19 protein-coding genes and 1 tRNA gene are annotated in these 19,968 nt (G+C 48.4%); 11 read left to right on the forward strand and 9 right to left on the reverse strand.

What is annotated here, in order from left to right:
• Positions 1 to 71: 71 nt before the first annotated feature.
• Complete coding sequence (locus tag C7I86_RS01465) at positions 72 to 2,594, forward strand: EAL domain-containing protein (RefSeq protein WP_010871488.1); 2,523 nt, start codon at positions 72 to 74, stop codon at positions 2,592 to 2,594.
• A 122-nt stretch (positions 2,595 to 2,716) separates the two neighbouring features.
• Entirely contained in the window at positions 2,717 to 4,138 is a 1,422-nt protein-coding gene (locus C7I86_RS01470; protein ID WP_223211328.1) for a DUF697 domain-containing protein, read from the forward strand.
• Here the strand turns inward: C7I86_RS01470 and C7I86_RS01475 are convergent.
• The 5 genes from C7I86_RS01475 to C7I86_RS01495 all read right to left on the reverse strand — a co-directional run bounded on the left by C7I86_RS01475 (position 4,128) and on the right by C7I86_RS01495 (position 8,272).
• Entirely contained in the window at positions 4,128 to 4,622 is a 495-nt protein-coding gene (locus tag C7I86_RS01475) for a cupin domain-containing protein (protein ID WP_010871490.1), read from the reverse strand. The two genes, C7I86_RS01470 and C7I86_RS01475, sit on opposite strands and share 11 nt — an antisense overlap.
• A 55-nt stretch (positions 4,623 to 4,677) precedes the next feature.
• On the reverse strand, positions 4,678 to 5,529 hold the full coding sequence (lgt, locus tag C7I86_RS01480) for a prolipoprotein diacylglyceryl transferase (RefSeq protein WP_010871491.1): 852 nt from the start codon (positions 5,527 to 5,529) through the stop codon (positions 4,678 to 4,680).
• Between the two features lie 27 nt (positions 5,530 to 5,556).
• A complete protein-coding gene (locus C7I86_RS01485) occupies positions 5,557 to 6,207 on the reverse strand; it encodes a Uma2 family endonuclease (RefSeq protein WP_010871492.1) in 651 nt (216 codons plus the stop codon).
• 97 nt (positions 6,208 to 6,304) lie between these two features.
• Positions 6,305 to 7,327: an oxygen-dependent coproporphyrinogen oxidase gene (gene hemF, locus C7I86_RS01490; RefSeq protein WP_010871493.1), complete on the reverse strand. Its 1,023-nt coding sequence runs from the start codon at positions 7,325 to 7,327 to the stop codon at positions 6,305 to 6,307.
• A gap of 222 nt (positions 7,328 to 7,549) precedes the next feature.
• On the reverse strand, positions 7,550 to 8,272 hold the full coding sequence (locus C7I86_RS01495) for a heme oxygenase (biliverdin-producing) (protein WP_010871494.1): 723 nt from the start codon (positions 8,270 to 8,272) through the stop codon (positions 7,550 to 7,552).
• 134 nt (positions 8,273 to 8,406) lie between these two features.
• On the opposite strand from C7I86_RS01495, the gene C7I86_RS01500 reads away from it, so the two are divergent.
• From C7I86_RS01500 to C7I86_RS01515, 4 genes are all read left to right on the forward strand, one after another.
• Entirely contained in the window at positions 8,407 to 8,994 is a 588-nt protein-coding gene (locus C7I86_RS01500; RefSeq protein WP_010871495.1) for a hypothetical protein, read from the forward strand.
• Positions 8,995 to 9,083: 89 nt separating this feature from the next.
• The gene (gene rpmB, locus C7I86_RS01505) at positions 9,084 to 9,320 is read left to right on the forward strand and encodes a 50S ribosomal protein L28 (RefSeq protein WP_010871496.1); all 237 of its coding nucleotides are present in this window, start codon (positions 9,084 to 9,086) and stop codon (positions 9,318 to 9,320) included.
• A 198-nt stretch (positions 9,321 to 9,518) separates the two neighbouring features.
• On the forward strand, positions 9,519 to 10,952 hold the full coding sequence (locus tag C7I86_RS01510) for a Ycf66 family protein (protein ID WP_010871497.1): 1,434 nt from the start codon (positions 9,519 to 9,521) through the stop codon (positions 10,950 to 10,952).
• A gap of 52 nt (positions 10,953 to 11,004) precedes the next feature.
• A tRNA-Pro gene (locus tag C7I86_RS01515) sits at positions 11,005 to 11,078 on the forward strand.
• A 129-nt stretch (positions 11,079 to 11,207) separates the two neighbouring features.
• On the opposite strand, the gene C7I86_RS01520 is transcribed toward C7I86_RS01515, so the two are convergent.
• Positions 11,208 to 11,870 carry a hypothetical protein gene (locus tag C7I86_RS01520; protein WP_010871498.1) on the reverse strand — a complete coding sequence of 221 codons (663 nt, stop codon included), beginning with the start codon at positions 11,868 to 11,870 and terminating at the stop codon, positions 11,208 to 11,210.
• 251 nt (positions 11,871 to 12,121) lie between these two features.
• On the opposite strand from C7I86_RS01520, the gene sir reads away from it, so the two are divergent.
• The 5 genes from sir to C7I86_RS01545 all read left to right on the forward strand — a co-directional run bounded on the left by sir (position 12,122) and on the right by C7I86_RS01545 (position 17,975).
• Positions 12,122 to 14,029, forward strand: coding sequence for a sulfite reductase, ferredoxin dependent (sir, locus tag C7I86_RS01525; protein WP_010871499.1), 1,908 nt, complete (start codon positions 12,122 to 12,124; stop codon positions 14,027 to 14,029).
• Positions 14,030 to 14,227: 198 nt separating this feature from the next.
• Complete coding sequence (locus C7I86_RS01530; RefSeq protein WP_010871500.1) at positions 14,228 to 15,154, forward strand: EfeU/Ftr1 family ferrous iron transporter subunit; 927 nt, start codon at positions 14,228 to 14,230, stop codon at positions 15,152 to 15,154.
• A 99-nt stretch (positions 15,155 to 15,253) separates the two neighbouring features.
• Positions 15,254 to 16,429, forward strand: a complete 1,176-nt coding sequence (dnaN, locus tag C7I86_RS01535) for a DNA polymerase III subunit beta (RefSeq protein WP_010871501.1) — start codon at positions 15,254 to 15,256, stop codon at positions 16,427 to 16,429.
• A 143-nt stretch (positions 16,430 to 16,572) separates the two neighbouring features.
• The gene (gene trpA / locus C7I86_RS01540) at positions 16,573 to 17,367 is read left to right on the forward strand and encodes a tryptophan synthase subunit alpha (RefSeq protein WP_010871502.1); all 795 of its coding nucleotides are present in this window, start codon (positions 16,573 to 16,575) and stop codon (positions 17,365 to 17,367) included.
• A 155-nt stretch (positions 17,368 to 17,522) separates the two neighbouring features.
• Entirely contained in the window at positions 17,523 to 17,975 is a 453-nt protein-coding gene (locus tag C7I86_RS01545) for a pentapeptide repeat-containing protein (protein WP_010871503.1), read from the forward strand.
• Between the two features lie 51 nt (positions 17,976 to 18,026).
• Here C7I86_RS01545 and C7I86_RS01550 read toward each other — a convergent pair whose 3' ends face one another.
• Genes C7I86_RS01550 through C7I86_RS01560 form a run of 3 tightly spaced genes read right to left on the reverse strand, consistent with a single transcriptional unit; the run spans position 18,027 to position 19,944 of the window.
• Entirely contained in the window at positions 18,027 to 18,404 is a 378-nt protein-coding gene (locus C7I86_RS01550; RefSeq protein ID WP_010871504.1) for a DUF1622 domain-containing protein, read from the reverse strand.
• Positions 18,405 to 18,428: 24 nt separating this feature from the next.
• A complete protein-coding gene (locus C7I86_RS01555; RefSeq protein WP_010871505.1) occupies positions 18,429 to 19,604 on the reverse strand; it encodes an LL-diaminopimelate aminotransferase in 1,176 nt (391 codons plus the stop codon).
• 40 nt (positions 19,605 to 19,644) lie between these two features.
• Positions 19,645 to 19,944 carry an SH3 domain-containing protein gene (locus C7I86_RS01560; protein WP_010871506.1) on the reverse strand — a complete coding sequence of 100 codons (300 nt, stop codon included), beginning with the start codon at positions 19,942 to 19,944 and terminating at the stop codon, positions 19,645 to 19,647.
• Positions 19,945 to 19,968 lie beyond the last annotated feature (24 nt).

The following is a 19,968-nucleotide window of genomic DNA, read 5'->3' on the forward strand; positions in this document are numbered from 1 at the left end:
TAAGGGAGACTCCTTTACCACCGTCCTTCCGTTGAACAGGTCAAACTTTTTATCCCGTCCCTGAGAGGTCAATGTCATCCCCCCAAGTCCCCACAGTTTTTGCCATTGACGATAGCCCTTTGAATCTTAAAATTCTCCAGCGTTTTCTGGAAAAACAAGGCTGGAAAGTGTTCATAGCGGAGGATGGATTAACAGCCATTACTGAGATCAACCAAGTGCAACCGGACATAATTGTTTTGGATATTATGATGCCCGGTATAGATGGCTTTGAAGTTTGTCGTCGTCTCAAAGCGGCTCCAGCCACAGCGGAAATTCCGATCATTTTTCTTTCTGCCCTCACCGATCAAAAAAGCATTGTCAAAGGATTAGAATTGGGGGCAGTGGACTACATCCACAAACCATTTCAGCAAGAGGAAATTATCACCCGTTTACAACTACAACTCAAGTTACATCAAACAAACCAAGCTCTGCTGCAAAAGAATCAACAATTAGAAGAACAAATTGAAAAAACAGCCCGGACCCAAGCGGCATTAATGCAGTCGGAAATCAACTTTGCCGTTGCCTTTAACCAAAGTCCTGACCCCATTTTTATTTACGGCCGTAATAGCGGCTGTATTATGGATGTTAATCAGCCATTTTGTCAATTTTTTGGCTTGACCAAACAGGAATTGGTGGGAGTGAGTCGTCAGCAGTTTTACTTTTGGGTAGATGAACAACAAAGACAAAGTTTTTTAAGGGATTTATTGCTATGGCAAAAAGATGGCCTGGTTAAGTTTGAAAATCGGGAAATTGAAGTCTATGACCAGGAAAAACAAGTCCGGACAATGTTGCTATCCGGGGAGCCGATGGAATTTAATCGGGTAGATTGTTTACTGTTTGTCATGCGCGATATTACCGAACGCAGAAAAGCCGAAAAACAACTCAAAATTCTCTCCCAAGCCTGCGAACAAAGTCCTGCTTCCATTGTTATTACCGATGTTCAGGGCAATATTACCTATGTCAATCCTAAGTTTGAAGAAATTTCTGGTTATAAATCAGCAGAAGTGCTGGGCAGAAATCCCAGAATTTTAAAATCCGGCAATAAAACCCAAGAAGATTATGAATTAATGTGGAAAACCTTGGCCTCCGGTCGTAATTGGCACGGGGAATTTCATAACCGTAGAAAAAATGGGGAATTATATTGGGAAAGGGCGTCCATTTCCCCCATTTCTAATCAGCAGGGTATTGTCACCCATTATGTAGCAGTCAAAGAAGATATTACCAAGGAAAAACAACAAGCGGAGGCTCTTTTTCACCAAGCCCATTATGACCATTTAACCGGTTTACCCAACCGCATTTTAGCCAAGGATCGGCTCCAACAAGCCATCGAGTCGGCCCTACGCCAGAAACATATATTTGGTTTAATGTTTTTGGATTTGGATAATTTTAAAAAAGTGAATGATACCCTCGGCCACGATGCGGGGGATCAACTTCTAGTGGAAGTTTCGGAACGATTACAACGGGCTTTGCGACAGACAGATACCGTTGCTCGCTTGGGGGGGGATGAATTTTTAATCATTTTAGATCAGGTTTCCCATAGCCGTAAGTTAATGGCGATCGCCCAACGGTTATTAAGGGTGATGCGGCAGCCGGTCAATTTGCAAGGTCTGGAATTTTTTGTCCATGGCAGCATTGGCATTACCGTTTTTCCCGACGATGGTTTCCATGCTGATGTCTTGCTGCGGAATGCGGATACGGCCATGTATGCGGCCAAGCTAGCGGGGCGGAATATGTTTCGTTTTTTCACCCCCCATATGAACCAGGCAGCCCAACAGAGAATGGCAATAGAGTCGGAATTGCGCCAGGGTTTATCCCGCCAGGAATTCCAAATTTTATATCAGCCCATTGTCAGTTTGGAGTCGGGGCAAATTGTCGGGGCGGAAGCGTTGATGCGTTGGCATAATCGACTGCTGGGTACAGTGCCGCCGGATCAGTTTATTCCCATTGCAGAGGAGGTGGGTTTGATTGTGGAGTTGGGGGAATGGTTACTAGATAATGTCTGTTGCCAGGCAGCCCATTGGCATAGCGCCTTGGGGGAGCAAACTTTTTGGGTGTCGGTGAATGTTTCCCCCCGGCAGTTAAAAGATAGTTATTTTGTTGCTATTTTGCAGGGATTCTTACAACGGTATCAGGTGCGACCGGAATGGTTAGAGCTGGAAATTACAGAAAATTTAATCCTGGAAGAAAATGGCGACCTACTGAAAAATTTAAGTGATTTAGAAGAAGAAAATATTGCCCTTTCCCTGGATGATTTTGGTACTGGTTACAGTTCGTTAAACTATCTGCGTAAATTTAACTTTAATTCCCTCAAAATTGATCGCTCCTTTGTAGAATTGTTGCCCCATGATAATAATACTGTGGGGTTGGTGCGGGCCATTATTGCCATGGCCCACCATCTAGAGCTAAAAGTGATTGCTGAGGGCATTGAAACCCCAGAACAGTGGAATTTTCTTCGTCTCCAAGGCTGTGATTATGGCCAAGGTTATCTATTCAGTCCGGCGATCGCCGTGGAGGAATGGGAAAGCCTGGGGCAGAAGCCACCGTTCTTCCCCTGATTCCGGTAGGATGGGATTAGCCAAAATCCAGGTTAGTTTTCTGGGTTATTCGGCCTAGTTGGATTAGCTTGAAGGGAAGGGATGCAATGGGGCAACCAGGTCTAACAATGGGGTTTAAGACTGTGTTTAAAAAGCCCCTCGTGATGGGGGGAATTGGCCTGTCAGTCCTACTGGGGCTTTGGTCCACCACCCACAGTGCCGAACAACCATGGGACCAATGGGGTTTATGGGCTTTATCCGGTCTGGGATTGGTTATCTGGCGGTGGCGGCGGCGTCATCATGCTCCTCCTGAGCAGAAACAGATGTTAACTCCAGAGGTTCTGCAAAAGGTGATCGCCCAGGGGGAAAAGTTATTGGCCCGCCGTCAGGCCCAGGCACCGGATTTGGTTCTGGAAGATTTGGCCCAGGAACTGCAAGCATTACAAAAACCAGCCCCCCCACCCCAAGCATTAAACGGTATTGTCCTAGGGGAAAAACGCAGTGGCAAAACCAGCTTATTGGACCTATTGCCGTCCCGGTTGACCCCAGGGGAAGGAGAAAAACCATTAATTTTGAATTGGCAAGTGGTGGCAGCGGAAACTCCCCCGGAAACCATGGCCCAGTCAATGACGGAAGCCCATTGGGTCCTAGTCCTAGCCACCGGAGATTTGACCAGCTCCCAGTGGCAGGTGTTGGAGTTTTTGCAAACCCACCATCACCATTGGCAATTGTTATTTAATAAGCAGGATATTTACCCGATCGGCGATCGCCAAATCCTCTGGGATCAATTGCAGCATCAGGTGAATCAATTGGGTAACGCCAACCCGGTTATTCCCATTAGCGCCGCCCCCCAACCGATCCAAATCCGTCGTTATTTGGCCGATGGAGAATGGGAAATCGACCAGGAAACTCCTCCCCCCGACCTGGGGAATTTGCTGTCCCAACTGCAACAACAGGCCACAGAGCAGTGGGAATCCCTGGTTTTGGGTCAACAATGGCGTCGATGCCAGGCCATTAACCAACAGGTGGAGCAACGGTGGCGAGAAAATCGCCGCACCCTAGCCATTCCCCTAGTGGAACAGGCCCAATGGTTAGCCGCTGGCACCGCCTTGTTTAATCCCGTGGCTAATTTAGATCTGCTGACGGCGATCGCCATCAATGGTCAACTGGTCTGGGACTTGGGGGAACTGTACCATCAAAAAATTTCCCTGGCCCAGGCCCAAACAGTCGCCAAAGAGATGGGAACAATCCTGATCAAATTAGGTATGGTGGAACTATCTACCCAAGCTCTGGGAGCATTGCTAAAAAGTCAGCCCCTCACTTACTTGGCCGGTGGTGCCCTCCAAGGATTAAGCGCCGCTTACTTGACTCGCATTGCTGGTTTGAGTTTAATCACTTTCCTGGAAAGTCAAGATCCCGACCTCAGTGAACCCCAATGGGATTGGCAAAAATTGACCGCAGTGGTCAAACAGACCTTTGAGCAAAATCAGCGTCGGGCCGTATTGCAAGGATTTTTCCAGCGAGCCCGACAACAATTAAGTCCAGCCTCCCCAACTATTGCCTAGTTAACTGGTTAATAATCTCGGCGGAGCGGGGGTAGAGCTTGAGCAAATCTTCCCGATTGGCCAACTCAAAATCCTGAAAATCGAATCCAGGGGCAACGGTGCAACCCACTAGGGCATAATCTCCGCCGTTTTTAACCCGAGAAGCAAACCAACCATCCTTGAGAACCACCGCTTGGGGCACTTCTCCTTTTTCCAAATCCAAGCCCAGGCTGATCACCTCCAGCTCTCCCTGGGGAGAAAACCAGTAAATTTCCAAGCTATCACCGGCATAGAAATGCCACATTTCATCGGATTTAATCCTGTGGAAAGCGGAAAAGTTGTCCTTGGTCATCAAAAAATAAATTCCGGTAACTACATTTCTACTGCCGTCAAATCCTGCAAAATTTGCCTCTACTGGCGATCGATAGGTTTCCTTATAAAATCCCCCTTCAGGATGGGGGAGTAGCTCCAACTTTTCTACCCAATAATTAATTTCTTTTTTCATAAAATTTCTCCTAGATTAGAGTATTTAATTAAGCCTGTTAATTTGCCGAATTAAGTTAATTTTTTACCAATTTTCGCTCCGACCAGTCCGGTAAATTTTTCTGCAGAAGATATAACCAGACAATTCCCGCTGTTCCCAATAAAACTAGGGTGATGCTAACAACCTGAGCTATTCTCAGAGGACCAAGCATCAAACTATCTAATCTTAAACCTTCAATCCACACTCGACCGAGGCTATAACCAATCAAATAAACACAGGTTATGGTCCCAGTTTTGATTTTTTCTGGATTTCTTAGTCCATAAAAAAATAGGGCTATCAAGATTGCAAAAATTCCTAGGTTCCAGACTGATTCGTATAAAAAAGTAGGATGGAAATAGGCATAGCTGGTCAGATTTAGCGGACGATTAGCAAAGGGAATATAGAGCTTCCAAGGCAAATTAGTGGGGGCACCAAAAGCTTCGGAGTTAAAAAAGTTGCCCCACCGACCGATCGCCTGGCCGAGAATAACCGCCGGGGTGAGTACATCCAGCAAATTCCAGAAAGATAACTGATGGTAGCGACTGAAAACAAGAATGGCGATCGTTCCCCCAATCAAGGCCCCATGGATAGCAATGCCCCCTTGCCAAATGGCAAAAATATTTAACCAATGCTGGGCATAGCGGGGCCACTCAAAGGCGACGTAATATAGGCGAGCAGAAGGGATGGCCGCCACCACTAACCAAATGACTAAATCGTTGAATAAATCCGGGTTAATGCCCCGTTTTTGCCCCAACCATTGACAGAGATTCAAACCAATAATGACAGCACTGGCAATCAAAAATCCGTACCAACGCAGGGCAAAACCCCCTATCTGGAACATCACCGGCCCGGGGGACTGAAATTGTCCGAAAAATATTTGCTCAATCATTAATCTTCCTTCGGCGATCGCCAACCTCTAATTCTTAGCATCAATGTGGGATTTTACCCAAATGCGAAAAGCCTTGATGGTTTTGTTGCGGCCTTCCTGGTCAATGCGTTGTAGATAGGCGGGAATAATTTCCCTGAGATCAAAATCAGGAAAAATCGAGCTAACTTCCCTTTGGCGGTATTCCCCTTGTTCTAGGCAGTGAATTTCCAATTGTCTGCGTTTAAAACGCCACACTTCCGGCACCCCTAATTGGGCATAAATATCTAAATGGGTACGGGAAGTTAGATCCACTTCGAGAGCTAAATCCGGTGGAGGATCAATGGTGGTATCCCAACGTTTTAAACCCCGCACTTTCGCTTCATTTTGAATATAAAAACAGCTATCTGGCTCTAAACCCAGACCGAGAAACTTATTTTTAAAAGTTGTTGAACCCAAGGGGGAAAATTCAATGTCTAGCTCCTCTAACAAAGCTTTGACTAAGTCGCCCACTAGTTCTTTATCAATTTCGTGTTCAGGCAGGGGAGCCATAATTTCTAGTTGTTGACCATAGTAAGCAATGCGGGAACTGCGATGTTCACCGAGTTCTTCCAGCAAAGCTTCAAATTCGTCCCAATCCACATCCCGCAAAACCAAGGTCTGGCCGGGAAGCACACTGATGCGGTCTAGGGCTAGCAACATGGCTCTTCTTCCTCGCAATATGGCTAGTTTCCATTATGGCCCCTCTACCAAAGAGCAGGATTAATCCCCAGCCTAAGGCAGAAGTGAATAGAGAGAACTAACTATTAACCCAGTCCTGGGGAACTAAGAATTTTTCCGTTAATTCCGCCTCGGGACTACCGGCTTCGGGACTGTAGCAATATTGCCAACGTACTAAGGGAGGTAAAGACATCAAAATGGACTCAGTGCGGCCATTGGTTTGCAAACCGAAAATGGTGCCCCGGTCATAGACCAAGTTAAATTCCACATACCGACCCCGGCGATATAACTGGAACTGCCGTTGGCGATCGCCATATTCAGTATTGCGACGTTTTTCCACAATGGGACTGTAAGCAGGTAAAAAGGCCCGACCACAGCGTTGGGCAAAACTAAATAAATCCTCCCAACCCAGGGGTTCAATGGGGGCTAATTGGTTGCTGTACTGGGCCGCCGGGCCATTGGGGTCAGGGCCACGGTACAGGGGAGCATTGCCATCTTGGTAATCAAAAAAGATGCCGCCAATACCCCGCATTTCCTGGCGATGTTTGAGGTAAAAATACTCGTCGCACCAGCGTTTAAATACCGGATAAAATTCCCCATGGGTTTGGTCACAGGCATTTTTTAACGTGTGATGGAAATGGGCCGCATCTTCAGCAAAGGGATAGTAGGGAGTTAAATCGGCTCCACCTCCGAACCACCACACCGGGCCTGCTTCAAAGTAGCGGTAATTAAGATGCACCGTGGGAATGTAGGGATTTTTTGGGTGCAACACCATGGAAGTGCCCGTGGCATAAAATTCGTGGCCTTCCGCTTCGGGGCGTTGCTTCAAAATTGAAGGAGGTAGGGATTTGCCCCAGACTTCGGAAAAATTGACTCCGCCCTGTTCCAAAAAATCTCCGTCCGCCAACACCCGGGAACGGCCACCGCCCCCTTCTTCCCGTTGCCAACTATCTTCCTGGAATTTGCCCTTGCCATCCAAGGCCTCTAGACCCTGACAAATTTCGTCTTGAAGAGTTTGCATAAATTGGCTGACCCGCTGTTTAGCGTCCGCCGGGGGCAAGGAATGATTAGTTTGGGGCTGGGTTGTGGGAGAGACGGTCATGGTGGAGATTGTTAAAAAAAGATGAATGAAAAATCTGAAATTATCCTAGAGTCCGCCAATCAATCTTGGGGAATTTTGGGTCTGATCCATCCCAATAATTGCGAGACTAGGAGATCGGCTTAAATAAGCTCTAAACAGACGGAGAAAAACTGGCAACTCTAGGTTGATTCGATTCCCTAAAATCACCAGTTTTTCCTGGATAAGTTGTCACGCTAGGTAAATCTAGCCTTCGGAGGTGGCGAGGCCAACTTCGGTGCTGCCTTGACTGCGGCGACGGGTGAGGCTGTTGAACACCATAATGCCGATCGCCTTGATCAGGTTGCCTTCAAGTTCGTTGAACATTTTCATGTTCATGGCAAAGGCGTCATTGGCTTCATCCACAATCCGTTCGGCGGTGGCTTGGTCAATGGGCAGATCATTCATAGCTTGACGGTAGGTATTTTTAAAAGCCTTTTCGTCATCAATGTCGGCAAATTCATAGAAAGCTGTGCCACCATCGTGGAGATTCATGGCATTTTGGGCAATTTTCTTGAGAATTTGACCGCCGGAAAGATCCCCCAGGTAACGGGTGTAGGAATGGGCCACCAACAATTCAGGGGCCGTAGCGGCCACTTGCCGGACTCGGTCCACATAGGCTTGGCCAGCGGCAGAAATTTTCACTTCTTGCCGCCAGTTGGAGCCGTAATAGAATTGCAGGTCTTGCTCTAGGCTTTGTTTGCGGTTGAGTTCGGGGAAGTAAATGTGGCTGAGGATGGGATGGTCCTTAAATTTTGCCATTTCCTCTTCCATGGCACTGTAGACAAAGTAGAGATTGCCAACCAGCTTACGGTAGGAATTTTTCTCGACAACGCCCTTGAGGAAGCATTTGACAAAGCCGACGTTCTCCGCCATGGAGTGGGATTTTTTCGTCCCTTCCCGCAACTGGGAAGCTAAGTTGACACTCATGCTAAAAATACCTGTATATCTTGGGTTGAATGAAAAATTGGCTTTTAACGAAGATAAAAATACGCCTAGTTTATTAGCCTAAACGGATTCGTTGAGTCGTACCATTAAGTTTTTTTAACGTCCTCCCTTTGGCCATGACCTACACAACCCAGCAATTGCTAGAAATTTTGGAGCAGGAGCTAAGGGCAACTTGTCAGGGTAAACGAGTGCTCCTCTCCCCTGGCGATCGCCTGGACAATCCGATCATGGCTAAGGCTATCAACCTCGACCAAGTGGGGAAGGTGTTTGCCTATCAAGATTTTCGTGGGCAGATCCATGAATATCAAAGGCAACATAACGTTTCGGGGCTGGTGTGGCGGCAATGCCATTTCCGGGGGGAATCCATTCAGTTTCCCGAGTTGCACAACCAATTAATTGCCGTGGAAGGGGATAAGGAAAAATTAATGGCTGTTAAACAGGAAATATTGGCATTTTGGCAACGGCACACCCAGCAGTTAAATTATTGGCTTATTGCCCATCAGCACCGACCTCTACGGCGGGAATCTTTGGCGGAATTGTGGGAACAGGGGGAATGGGCTGAGTTAGACTCCACCCAACAGGAGCTTTTTCTCGGTATTTGCTGGGGTAATCCAGTGGAGTATCAATATCAATGGGCTAAGCCCAATTCCGGTTGCCATCGCATTGTGGCCACCCCTGATCAGCCCAGCGGCATTAAGTTTTAAACGATTTAGCCAGAGAATGGCGATCGCCCGCCCATAATCCTCTGATATAGTGTTAGATCGGACTTTATCTGATCATAAGGAGATCTGCCATGGCCCGTCGCTGTCAACTGACCGGGAAAAAAGCTAATAACGGTTTTGCCGTATCTCACTCCCACCGTCGCACCAAGAAATTACAACAGGCAAATTTGCAATGGAAACGGGTTTGGTGGCCCGAAGGCAATCGCTTTGTCCGTCTGCGTCTTTCCACCACTGCCATTAAAACTTTGGAATCCAAAGGCATCAACGCCATGGCCAAGGAAGCGGGCATCAACTTGAATAAATTCTAGAGCGATCGGCTGTAGTTTTTGTTGGTATCCCAGACAGCTTCCCATGGACAAATCCACAGAGGAGCAGAATCTTCGATATGGTTCCTGCTCCTTGCCATTGGGGGGTAAAACCACTGGGTTAACAGGGGACGATAATTTAACAGGAAGGTCAAGATAACGCAGAATGGAAAGGTGAACTTCTCGATGGAGTAACTTCCGATGTTGGCGTTGATGCTATCCGGTGCAGTGGCCTTAGCCAGTCTAGCTTTTTTCTTTTCGGCATTTTTTGCCCCAAAATTGCATCGCAAGGACGATTTCCTTTGGAGTGGCGTGGGCTTTTTCTACGGCCTAGTGCTCTGGAACTGTGCCCAACGTTTCACTGGAGCCATTCTCCTTGGCCAAGCAGCCGTGGTGGTGTTGGTGCTGGCCTTTGCTTGGCAAACTCTGCGACTCCGGGCGGCGATCGCCAGCAATGCCATTGTGGAAGTTCCTAGTTTCTCCCTGCTGGATTGGTTCGCTGGTGGTTTGCAACGTAAACCTAAAGTTAAAACTCCAGTCGCCGTTGACGATAAAAAGGCTGCAACAAAGGATCAAGACAACACTGAAGTTGAATCCGTAACCGGGGCCGTTAAACGAGATTTGCCAGAAACAGGGGAGCAACTGAAATCTGTTGATGATTCCGCCCCAGCATCAGTTACAGAAACGGTTACAAGCACTGTTGAACAAGTTAGTGAGAGTATTCCAACAGAAGCAGAAAGTGCAATAGAAACAGCAGAAGAAGTAGTGGTGGAATTGAATCAAGCCGCCGAAACCCTGGCCGAAGAAGTCGTAGAAAAAGCTGAAGAAGCGGTGGAAAAGGTCGCTGAAATGGTTGGCCAAAAGGAAGAAAAGCCAGTTAATCCTGCTCCAGAGAAAGAGGAGGAGGTTCTGCTCAAAAAACCTAAATCGAAACTGTTTCAACGCTTATTTGGTCGTAAAAAGGCGGCAGTTCCCCCAGTACAGCCCAAAGCATCCCAGCCAGAAACGGTGGAGCAGAAAGTAGCCATTGAGCCGGAGAGTTCCACCGCTCAAACCGATGATTGGGATGACGGGGAAGATTGGGGCGAGGATCTACCATCGACGGAAGATTCTAGTCCTGGTGGGGAAATTTCCGATGAAGTCAGCGAGGATAACCCAGAAAATGATCAGACCAAGGTAATTGCTGTGGTGGAAACGGTGCAAATTGAACAGCAAATCACCTTAATCGAAGTGCCCGATTCAGAAAATATAACTGCAGAGGAAGCGCCTGCAGCTCCTTTAATCGAGGAGGAGCAAATAGCCCAGGAGGAAATAGTAGTAGATGAAGTTATTGCTCCAATGTCTGGAACAACGGCGGCGGTAATTGAGGTAACCATGCCAGAACTTGTCGACCCTGAAACCAACATTGAGCAAGGGCCAGATTCCAGCGGCGTTGATGAAGTTTATGAAAGGGAAACAGAGACAGAAGAAATTGGAGAAATTACCGAGGCGATCGCCAGTGACCTAGAAGAGGTTCCAGAGCCAAGGACTGATGTCAACGAAACTACGGTCAATACAGACATTGCAGAGGAAGAAGAGACCCAAAATGAAGGGGAAGAGCCCACCGAGGAAAAACAAAATTGGGCCGATGGCTAAACAGTTAACTCTGAAAGGAGATGTCCTATGTTAGGATCGTAAAGCTTCATTGCGGGATGTAGCGCAGCTTGGTAGCGCACTTCGTTCGGGACGAAGGGGCCGCAGGTTCGAATCCTGTCATCCCGATTGTTGTACGATGACACACTCTTTGTTGTTATTTTATCAACCTCTAACAATTACAGTCATCTACGGTTTCCATAGGAATTTTTCCACAATACCCACCTTCAGATCCAAATTAGTATGGCAAGGGTTAGGCTAGCGAAAATTTCCCGTGTCATAAATGCGCTGATTAGTATAAGGCCAAAGGAAAACGTTAAAATTTTTGCCGCCAATTTGTTCTCGATATTTAAATGTGTCTTTTTCGTAGAGACTCACCACTGCATTGAGTTGGTTCGCTAAGTTAAGGCATTGCTTAAATGTGGGGGAAGTATAACATTGCACATCAATTTGGTTACAGCCGTAGCGGGGCACCAGGTTCTTTTGGAATGGCTGAATGGAGCAAAAAATAAACTTACGATACTGGTTAGCTAAATACTCAAAATCCCTGGAGGAGTAGTTGGCAAAAAAATGGTCATCCACCTGTAAACCGTCCGTGTGGCGGGCTTCATTAATAATTTGTTCAATGGTGAGGCGGCGGTATTGGGGAGATTGGACCCAGGCAATGGGAATTAAGTTATGGTTGCGGGCTTGTTGACTAATTTGTTCCTGCACATCGTCCGCTACTCCCCGAAAATCCAAAAATACAAGGCGGTAGCCCTGACTTTGAATATCCTTCATCACTTGGTCTAGGGCGTTTTGGGAAGCATAGAAACGGATTTGGGGTTGGGATAACCAAGTGCCGTTGGGCACCCCGGCCAGGGCCATACTGGGGCAAAGTGTGAGAACACCGATGAGTAATTTTTGCAGAATTTTTAACATTGGAGGAGGAGGAGGCGATAAATGGTAGCACCAAAGCTAGGAAGGACCCATGGAGCTGATTATGGTCAATGTTAGGCTAAGGGAAGGAAATTAACCCTGTTTTACCGCTGACAAGGGCCAAAGTATAAACAGATTTGGCGATCGCCGCTTGACCGGGGGAATGGTATCTCTCGCCCACTATTAAAGTTAAAATAGGGTTTTCTGTGGATTAACCACGGACGATTTTCCCGTCGATTACATAGAGAGAGTTAATGGTAACCACCCCCACCGCTGCCCCCCGTAAACCGTCCAAGGTAGAAGGCATCAAGGAAAGAAGCAATTATTTACGGGAACCCCTGGCCACCGAACTGTTGAATGATGCTAACTATTTTACGGACGATGCCGTCCAAATTCTGAAATTCCACGGTTCCTACCAACAGGACAATCGGGACAATCGGGTTAAGGGGCAAGAAAAGGATTATCAGTTTATGCTCCGCACCCGCAATCCGGGGGGATTGATTCCGGCCCAACTCTACACCGCCCTAGATGATCTGTCCAAAACCCACGGTAACCAAACTCTCCGGGTGACCACCAGACAAGGTTTGCAAATCCACGGCATTGTCAAAAAAGACCTGAAAATGGCGATCGCCACGGTGGTGAATAATTTGGGGTCCACGTTGGGAGCCTGTGGCGACATTAACCGTAACGTGATGGCTCCGGCGGCACCCTTCCGAGATAAACCGGAATATGGTTATGCCTGGGACTATGCCAATAAGGTGGCGGATCTACTCAGCCCCCAGAGCGGTGCCTATTACGAAATTTGGCTCGATGGGGAAAAGGTCATTAGTGGGGAGGAAGCCCCGGAAGTTAAAGCGGCCCGGCAAAAGGATCTCAATGGCACTAACCTGAATGACCCCAAGGAACCGATTTACGGCCAACAGTTCATGCCCCGGAAATTCAAAATTAGCGTCACCGTGCCGGGGGACAATTCCATTGACGTTTACACCCACGATATTAGTTTGGTGGTAATCACCGATCGCCATGGGGAGCTACGGGGTTTTAATGTATTGGCTGGCGGTGGTTTGGGACGTACCCACAATAAAGAGGAAACCTTTGCCCGGGCCGCTGACCCCATTGGTTATGTGAGCAAAGACGATGTCTATGATCTAGTCAAAGCCATTGTGGCCACCCAACGGGATTACGGCGATCGCCATAACCGTCGCCATGCCCGGATGAAATATTTGTTGGCGGACTGGGGGGTGGAAAAATTCCGCAAACAAGTGGAAACCTACATGGGTAAACCGTTCCAATCTTTCAAACCTCTGCCAGCCTGGCGTTACCAAGATTACCTCGGTTGGCACGAACAGGGGGATGGCAAGCTCTTTTTCGGTTTGTCGGTGGAAAATGGCCGCATCAAAGACGAGGGGGATTTTCAGCTTAAAACCGCCCTGCGCAAGGTAGTGGACCAATTCCAATTGCCCCTGCGCCTCACCGCCAACCACAATATCCTGCTCTACGACATCAATGCCCAGGATAAAGCGGCGATCGAGCAAATTTTCCAACAGCACGGCGTAGTCACCGACCCAGAGGCGATCGACACCCTAGTCCGTTACTCCATGGCTTGCCCCGCCCTGCCCACCTGTGGCCTAGCAGTCACCGAGTCGGAAAGAATTATGCCCAGTGTTAACGCCCGTCTGCGGGATTTGTTGAACAGTCTGGATTTACCCAATGAAAGTATCGTCACCCGCATGACCGGTTGCCCCAACGGTTGTGCCCGGCCCTACATGGCGGAAATTGGTTTTGTTGGTAGTGCCCCCAACAGTTACCAAGTGTGGCTGGGGGGAAGTCCGAACCAGGAACGTTTAGCGGCAGCCTATACGGAAAAAATGCCCCTGGAACAGCTAGAAAGCCTTTTTGAACCTTTATTTGTGTACTTCAAGCAGAGCCGTAAAGGTAAGGAAAGTTTTGGAGACTTTTGCCATCGAGTGGGCTTCACTGCCCTACGGGAATTTAGCCATGGTTACACAGCACCGGCCAAGGGCGGTAAAAACCGCAAAAACCAACGGCGGGTCAGCCTGTCCGATGAAATGTATGCCCAGCTTAAGGCCCGGTCTGAGCGGGATAATTGCCCCATGAATCAGATTGTGCAGCAAGCCCTCACCGCTTACCTGGGCAAATAATTCCTTGCCATAATTTCCCTAAAGTTCCGTCGGCTAAACCGCCCGATCTCCCAAGTTTGGTGGCGCTTTGGTCAATTGGGATCAACTGGACCGAAGTGCTCCGGAACACTCATATTGGGAGAAAAATTAGGGTCCTGCCAACCAATTCAGCAAAATTTCAACTATCTGTATCTCAGTTCTCCTAGCCTCTTAATCAAGATGGATTTTGCCTCCGGTTTACCCATTTTCATTGTCACCCTGCGGGAAGCATTGGAAGCATCCCTCGTGGTGGGCATTGTGTTGGCTTGTCTTGCCCGGGCCCAGCAAATGCAACTCAAAGGCTGGGTTTATCGGGGCATTAGTGCCGGGGTGGTGGCCAGCGTTTTAGTGGGTTGCCTGCTGGCAGGGGTATTGCAGGGAGTTGAACGATTGCCGGGGCCCTACACCCCTATTTTAAAAGCCCTTTTGGCCGCTCTCTTGGGGGCGATCGCCGTGGGGATGCTGAGTTGGATGTTGCTCTGGATGACCAAACAAGCCCGTTCCCTGCGGGGGGAAATCCAGGGGCAAATTAACCAGGCGGTGGAAAAAGAAGGAGGGGGTAAAGCCATTGCCATTGTGGTTTTCATTGCTGTGGTGCGGGAAGGTTTTGAAATGGTCCTATTCCTAGCAGCCCAACAAAATATGGCCAATCCAGCGGCGATCGGGGCGGCGTTGGCGGGCATTGGTACAGCGGTAGTGATGGCCTTCTTAATTTTCCGCCTAGGGGTCAAACTGAACTTGAAACTTTTCTTCCAGGTGATGGGCACCCTGTTGCTGATTATTGTCGGAGGATTGGTGATTGGGGTGCTGAAAAATCTCGATCTGGCGGTCAGTATGATGGGCTTGGCCAATCTGGGCCTGGGTTATCTCTGTTTTGTCCCCGGTGATTCTTGCTTGCTGGGGCCCCTGTTGTGGAATTTAGCTCCCTGGTTACCAGATAATCAATTTCCCGGCATTGTGCTCAAAACCCTGGCGGGCTACCGGGATCACCTTTACCTATTCCAGGCGATCGCCTACGGCATTTTTTTAAGTGTCATTGGCAGTCTTTATTTCCGAGGTTTGGCCGGCAAAGGTGATGCTCCCCAGGCTGTGGCCCAAAAATCCTAGGTAGGGGCCAGCGTTGCCCTCAATTTTTACCATTGGTCAAGTCTTTTCCTAACCTCCCTAAAATGGTAGGGTTTCTTTCCCCCCTTTTCCCGTGCGTATATGAAACTCATCTGTCGTCAAAGTGATTTAAGCAGTGGTTTATCCCTGGTCAGTCGGGCTGTTTCCTCCCGACCTACCCATCCCGTGTTGGGCAATGTGCTCCTGGAAGCCGATGCAGACAAAAATTATTTACGCCTAACGGCCTTTGACCTCAGCCTTGGTATCCAGAGTAGTTTCACCGCCGACGTGCAACAGAGTGGCCGCATCACCCTGCCTGCTAAATTGCTCAATGACATTGTTTCCCGCTTGCCGGACGGAGATATTACCCTGGCGATCGATCCCGATGGCGATGCTGGGGATAGCCATTTAACCACCATCACCTCAGAATCAGGGCGGTTCCAAATTCGGGGCCTGGATGCGGATGATTTTCCCGCTCTGCCCACCGTTGAAGGAGTCAAACCATTACTGTTACCAGTGGCAACCCTCAATGAAGGGTTACGGGGGGCCCTGTTCGCCGCCAGTACGGACGAGACTAAGCAAGTACTGACAGGAGTACATATCAAAGGCAGTGGCGACAGTTTGGAATTTGCGGCCACTGATGGTCACCGACTGGCAGTGGTGGAGGCCCCCACCCAGATTGAAAACGATGAAGGGGAAGCGGTGATTACGGGCAGTGACCTGGCAGATTTTGCTGTCACTATTCCGGCCCGGGCTTTGCGGGAATTAGAAAGAATGGTGGCCAGCCAAGGTAACAGTGATTTAGTTTCCCTGGTGGTGAATGATACCCAGGTAATTTTTGAGTTGGGGGATCAACGGTTAACGAGCCGTAAGTTAGAGGGGGCCTATCCCGCCTATGACCAGCTTATTCCCCGGCAGTTTAGTCGCACCGTCACCATGGAGCGCAAACGGTTAATCACTTCCTTGGAAAGGGTTTCTGTGCTGGCCGACCAAAAAAATAACTTGGTCACCTTCACCTTACAAAGCCCCGGTAATCAACTGCAGTTGGCAGTGGAAGCCCAGGATTTGGGACATGGGGAAGAATCCATGGGGGCGGAAATCATTGGCGAAGGGGGGCAAATTGCGTTCAACATCAAATATTTGATGGATGGCCTGAAAGCTTTACCTAGCAATGATATTCAAATGCAACTTAATGAGGGCAATCAGCCGGTAATTTTTACTCCCCTGGGAGGCCTGAAAATGACCTATCTAGTCATGCCGGTGCGTCTGGTGAATTAGGTTGAGCAAATCCTTTGGGGATTGGCCATGGGACTATGGCAAAATATGTGAGGCTCAGAGCAAGGCTTATTGTTGGTTGCTCTGTCCGTTCCAGGGAGATGATCCCAATCCCACCTTCCTTTTTGTCCTAGCCTAGCCTGCCCATGAACGCTGTTGCCGCTTGTTTTAATGCCCTTCGTCAACGGGGGGAATGTGCTTTGATTCCTTTCCTCACAGCGGGGGACCCGGATTTAGCCACCACAGCCGAAGCGTTGCGAATTCTAGACCGGGCAGGGGCGGATTTAATTGAGTTGGGAGTGCCCTATTCCGATCCTTTGGCCGATGGCCCGGTGATTCAAGCGGCGGCCACTAGGGCTTTACAAAAAGGGGTCAAGTTGGATGATGTGCTCGCCATTGTCCGAGAAGTTCACCAAGATATTGCCGCCCCGATAATTTTATTTACCTATTACAATCCTATTTTTTATCAGGGTGTGGAGGTTTTCCTCGACAAAATCAAGGCCGCTGGAGTGAAGGGTTTGGTGGTGCCGGATTTACCCCTGGAGGAATCTGATCGCCTGTTGGAAGCGACAGCGGAAAGGGGGTTGGAGTTAATTTTGTTGGTGGCCCCCACCAGTTCCCCAGAAAGACAAACGGCGATCGCCAAAAAGTCCCAGGGCTTTGTTTACTTGGTCAGCGTGACAGGGGTGACGGGGGTGAGAACGGAAGTGGGATCGAGGGTGGAAGCTTTGTTAGCAGGGATGCGCCAGGTCACCGATAAACCGATTGGAGTTGGTTTTGGTATTTCCCAACCGGAACAGGCTGAGCAGGTGAAAGCTTGGGGCGCAGATGCAGTAATTGTAGGAAGCGCCATGGTTAAGCGTTTAGCGGAAGGAACCCCGACGGAAGGATTGCAAGCTTTGGAAACTTTTTGCCGGGAACTGAAAACGGCCATCAGTTAAAGAAAGTTAGTACGGTTGGCAAGGCTTAAAAGAAGCATAATTTCGGCAAAATTAAGGGCGGAAATCCCCATCCCCCAAGGAAATTAGCCCGTTTGGGTGAAGACAGCTTGGGTAGTCTCCCTTTATCGTGAGATCAACTGAGCGAGAGGAGAAAGATGATGAAAACGATCAAAAGTCCATTAATTGCCCTTGGCCTAATTTTTGCTAGCCCCCTCCTATGGGGAGGAACGGCGATCGCCGAAAACGCAAATCAAGTTCAACAACTGCTGGAAACCAATGCCTGCATGAACTGTGATTTATCCGGGGCTGACTTGTCCGGAGCCCATCTGATTGGGGCAGATTTGCGTAATGCCAATTTATCCGGTACAAACCTCAACGAAGCTAACTTGGAAGGGGCTGATTTGACCGGTGCCAATCTGCAAAATGCCGATCTGCGAGGAGCCATGGTCACCAATGCCACCCTCAACCGAGCTAATTTGACTTCGGCTAACTTTGCCTTTGCTAAACTCTACGACGTGGATGTGACCGGTGCCACCGTTGAGGGTATGAACATCCAAAATGCGGAAATTTACAACACGGGCATTGGTATTGGCGGCGGCGACGATTGATGGCCTTGACTGGAGTTGGGCGAGGAAAAGGCGATCGCCATGGCTCAATGGTTAACGGCCATGTTCCTGTCTTTCCTGTTCAATTTCCATTCTGATTTCCGATTCCAGTTCTTTACCAAGAAAATAGTTTAAAAAAGTCCTGATTACAGCGATTAGCCCTAGTTTGCTCAAGCTTTCTAGGGTAGGGGCGATGGTGGTGGAAAGGATATCTGCCCCCAATTGGAATTCCAGGGCTAGAGCCAACCACAAACCGAATTGCAAGCGAATACTGTTGAAAAATTTGGGCGTATTCATAGTACGGCGATCGCCAGCCCAGACCATTTGCAAAGTTTTCACTAGCCCGAGAATAATACACAGCACGGAAACACTTTCCAGCACAAACCTGGTAATGCTGACTAAATTGCCCAGATAATGATCCAAAATTTCCATAGTTTTATTCCTTTGCCTTTTAGTCTAGTTTTGGTCAAGAAATTGACCGATTTTTTTGGCCGCCGTAGCCAAAATATCCGGCTCCTGTACTAAGGCAAAACGTACATAACCTTCCCCCCCTGCACCAAAGCCAGACCCTGGAGAAAGGGCAACACCGGTTTTAGCCACCAGTTTTTGACAAAATTCCAAGGAATTGCCAAGCCAACTTTCAGGTAATGGTGCCCAAACATACATGGTGGCAGTGGGCAGAGGCACAGCCCAGCCAATCTTCGCTAAAGCATCAATCAATGTTGCCCGGCGTTGGGCAAAAATTTGCACGGTTTGTTGCACAGTTTCCGGTGGACTTTCCAGGGCGGCGATTGCCCCTTGGAGAATGCCTGCGTATTGATTAAAATCCACCACCGCTTTGATTTTTTTCAGGGCAGAAATTAACTGGATATTACCAATGGCAAAACCAATACGGAAGCCCCCCATATTATAGGATTTGGAAAAGGTAAAAAATTCAATGGCACAGGATTTTTGTCGGTCTGCTTGCAAAACTGACGGTGGCATTGCTATACCATCAAAAACCAAATCCATGTAGGGAAAATCATGTACTAATACTAAATCATGGTCACGACAAAACTGCACCGCCGTTTGAAAAAATTCTAAGCTGGCGATCGCCGTGGTGGGATTGTGGGGATAGCTGAGCACCGTCATTTTGGCCTTGGCTAAAACTGAGTTGGGAATGGCCGTAAACACTGGCAAAAATTGGTTTTCCGAGCGCAACGCCATGGGATAAATTTCTCCCCCCGCCAGGTACACGCCCCCCATGTGGGAGGGATAACCAGGGTCCATCAACAGAGCCACATCGCCGGGATTCAACACCGCCAACGGTAAATGGGCTGTGCCTTCCTGGGAACCAATCAGGGGCAGCACTTCCGTTTCCGCATCCACCGCTAGGCCAAAACGCTTTTCGTACCAAACGGCGATCGCCTGCCGCAATGGTAGGGTTCCCTGGTGCAATAAATAACCATGGGTGCTGGGATCTTCTAAAGCTTTGGCGATCGTGGCCAGAATGGGGGCAGGAGTAGGTAAATCAGAGGAGCCAAGGGAAAGATCAATAATGGTTTGACCCTGGGCCCGGGCTTGGGCCTTAGCCAAGTCCATATCAGCAAAAACATTACCACCAAAGGCGTTGAGACGATCAGCAAATTGCATAAACAAAACTATTTTATTAGAAACTTTGTAATCGAATTGGTTAGCGTTCGTAACAGCTAATAAATTCTCGAATTACCCAACCCCAAACCCGATAACGATCCTGATAATAACCAGCAACTTTGGCCCAAGGGCGGCCTTGTTGGTCAAAATCAATTTCTAGGATTTCCACTTCTCGATTATTTCTTAAAGCATTAATAACTTGACCATTGGGACTTTCTCTAACATTGAGAGGCGTACCGGTAGGATCAGTAACTTTACAAATTTCCTTTGCTTGGGAAGGAATTGCTGTTAAGACGAAGCAAAAAATGCTGGTTAAAAATAAACTTTTAAAGAAAGCCATTGGCAAAAAATCTACTATTCCGTC

The sequence above is a fragment of the Synechocystis sp. IPPAS B-1465 genome (genome assembly GCF_003015225.1).
Taxonomy (GTDB): domain Bacteria; phylum Cyanobacteriota; class Cyanobacteriia; order Cyanobacteriales; family Microcystaceae; genus Synechocystis.

Bases quoted from the DNA above. Each gene is read 5' to 3' on its own strand.
- C7I86_RS01520 (WP_010871498.1), bottom strand. From the start codon at position 11,870: ATGTTAAAAATTCTGCAAAAATTACTCATCGGTGTTCTCACACTTTGC.
- rpmB (WP_010871496.1), top strand. From the start codon at position 9,084: ATGGCCCGTCGCTGTCAACTGACCGGGAAAAAAGCTAATAACGGTTTT.
- C7I86_RS01485 (WP_010871492.1), bottom strand. From the start codon at position 6,207: ATGTTGCTAGCCCTAGACCGCATCAGTGTGCTTCCCGGCCAGACCTTG.
- C7I86_RS01530 (WP_010871500.1), top strand. From the start codon at position 14,228: ATGGATTTTGCCTCCGGTTTACCCATTTTCATTGTCACCCTGCGGGAA.
- C7I86_RS01545 (WP_010871503.1), top strand. From the start codon at position 17,523: ATGATGAAAACGATCAAAAGTCCATTAATTGCCCTTGGCCTAATTTTT.
- C7I86_RS01500 (WP_010871495.1), top strand. From the start codon at position 8,407: ATGACCTACACAACCCAGCAATTGCTAGAAATTTTGGAGCAGGAGCTA.
- lgt (WP_010871491.1), bottom strand. From the start codon at position 5,529: ATGATTGAGCAAATATTTTTCGGACAATTTCAGTCCCCCGGGCCGGTG.
- C7I86_RS01465 (WP_010871488.1), top strand. From the start codon at position 72: ATGTCATCCCCCCAAGTCCCCACAGTTTTTGCCATTGACGATAGCCCT.
- dnaN (WP_010871501.1), top strand. From the start codon at position 15,254: ATGAAACTCATCTGTCGTCAAAGTGATTTAAGCAGTGGTTTATCCCTG.
- C7I86_RS01555 (WP_010871505.1), bottom strand. From the start codon at position 19,604: ATGCAATTTGCTGATCGTCTCAACGCCTTTGGTGGTAATGTTTTTGCT.
- C7I86_RS01550 (WP_010871504.1), bottom strand. From the start codon at position 18,404: ATGGAAATTTTGGATCATTATCTGGGCAATTTAGTCAGCATTACCAGG.
- C7I86_RS01475 (WP_010871490.1), bottom strand. From the start codon at position 4,622: ATGAAAAAAGAAATTAATTATTGGGTAGAAAAGTTGGAGCTACTCCCC.
- trpA (WP_010871502.1), top strand. From the start codon at position 16,573: ATGAACGCTGTTGCCGCTTGTTTTAATGCCCTTCGTCAACGGGGGGAA.
- hemF (WP_010871493.1), bottom strand. From the start codon at position 7,327: ATGACCGTCTCTCCCACAACCCAGCCCCAAACTAATCATTCCTTGCCC.
- C7I86_RS01510 (WP_010871497.1), top strand. From the start codon at position 9,519: ATGTTGGCGTTGATGCTATCCGGTGCAGTGGCCTTAGCCAGTCTAGCT.
- sir (WP_010871499.1), top strand. From the start codon at position 12,122: ATGGTAACCACCCCCACCGCTGCCCCCCGTAAACCGTCCAAGGTAGAA.
- C7I86_RS01495 (WP_010871494.1), bottom strand. From the start codon at position 8,272: ATGAGTGTCAACTTAGCTTCCCAGTTGCGGGAAGGGACGAAAAAATCC.
- C7I86_RS01560 (WP_010871506.1), bottom strand. From the start codon at position 19,944: ATGGCTTTCTTTAAAAGTTTATTTTTAACCAGCATTTTTTGCTTCGTC.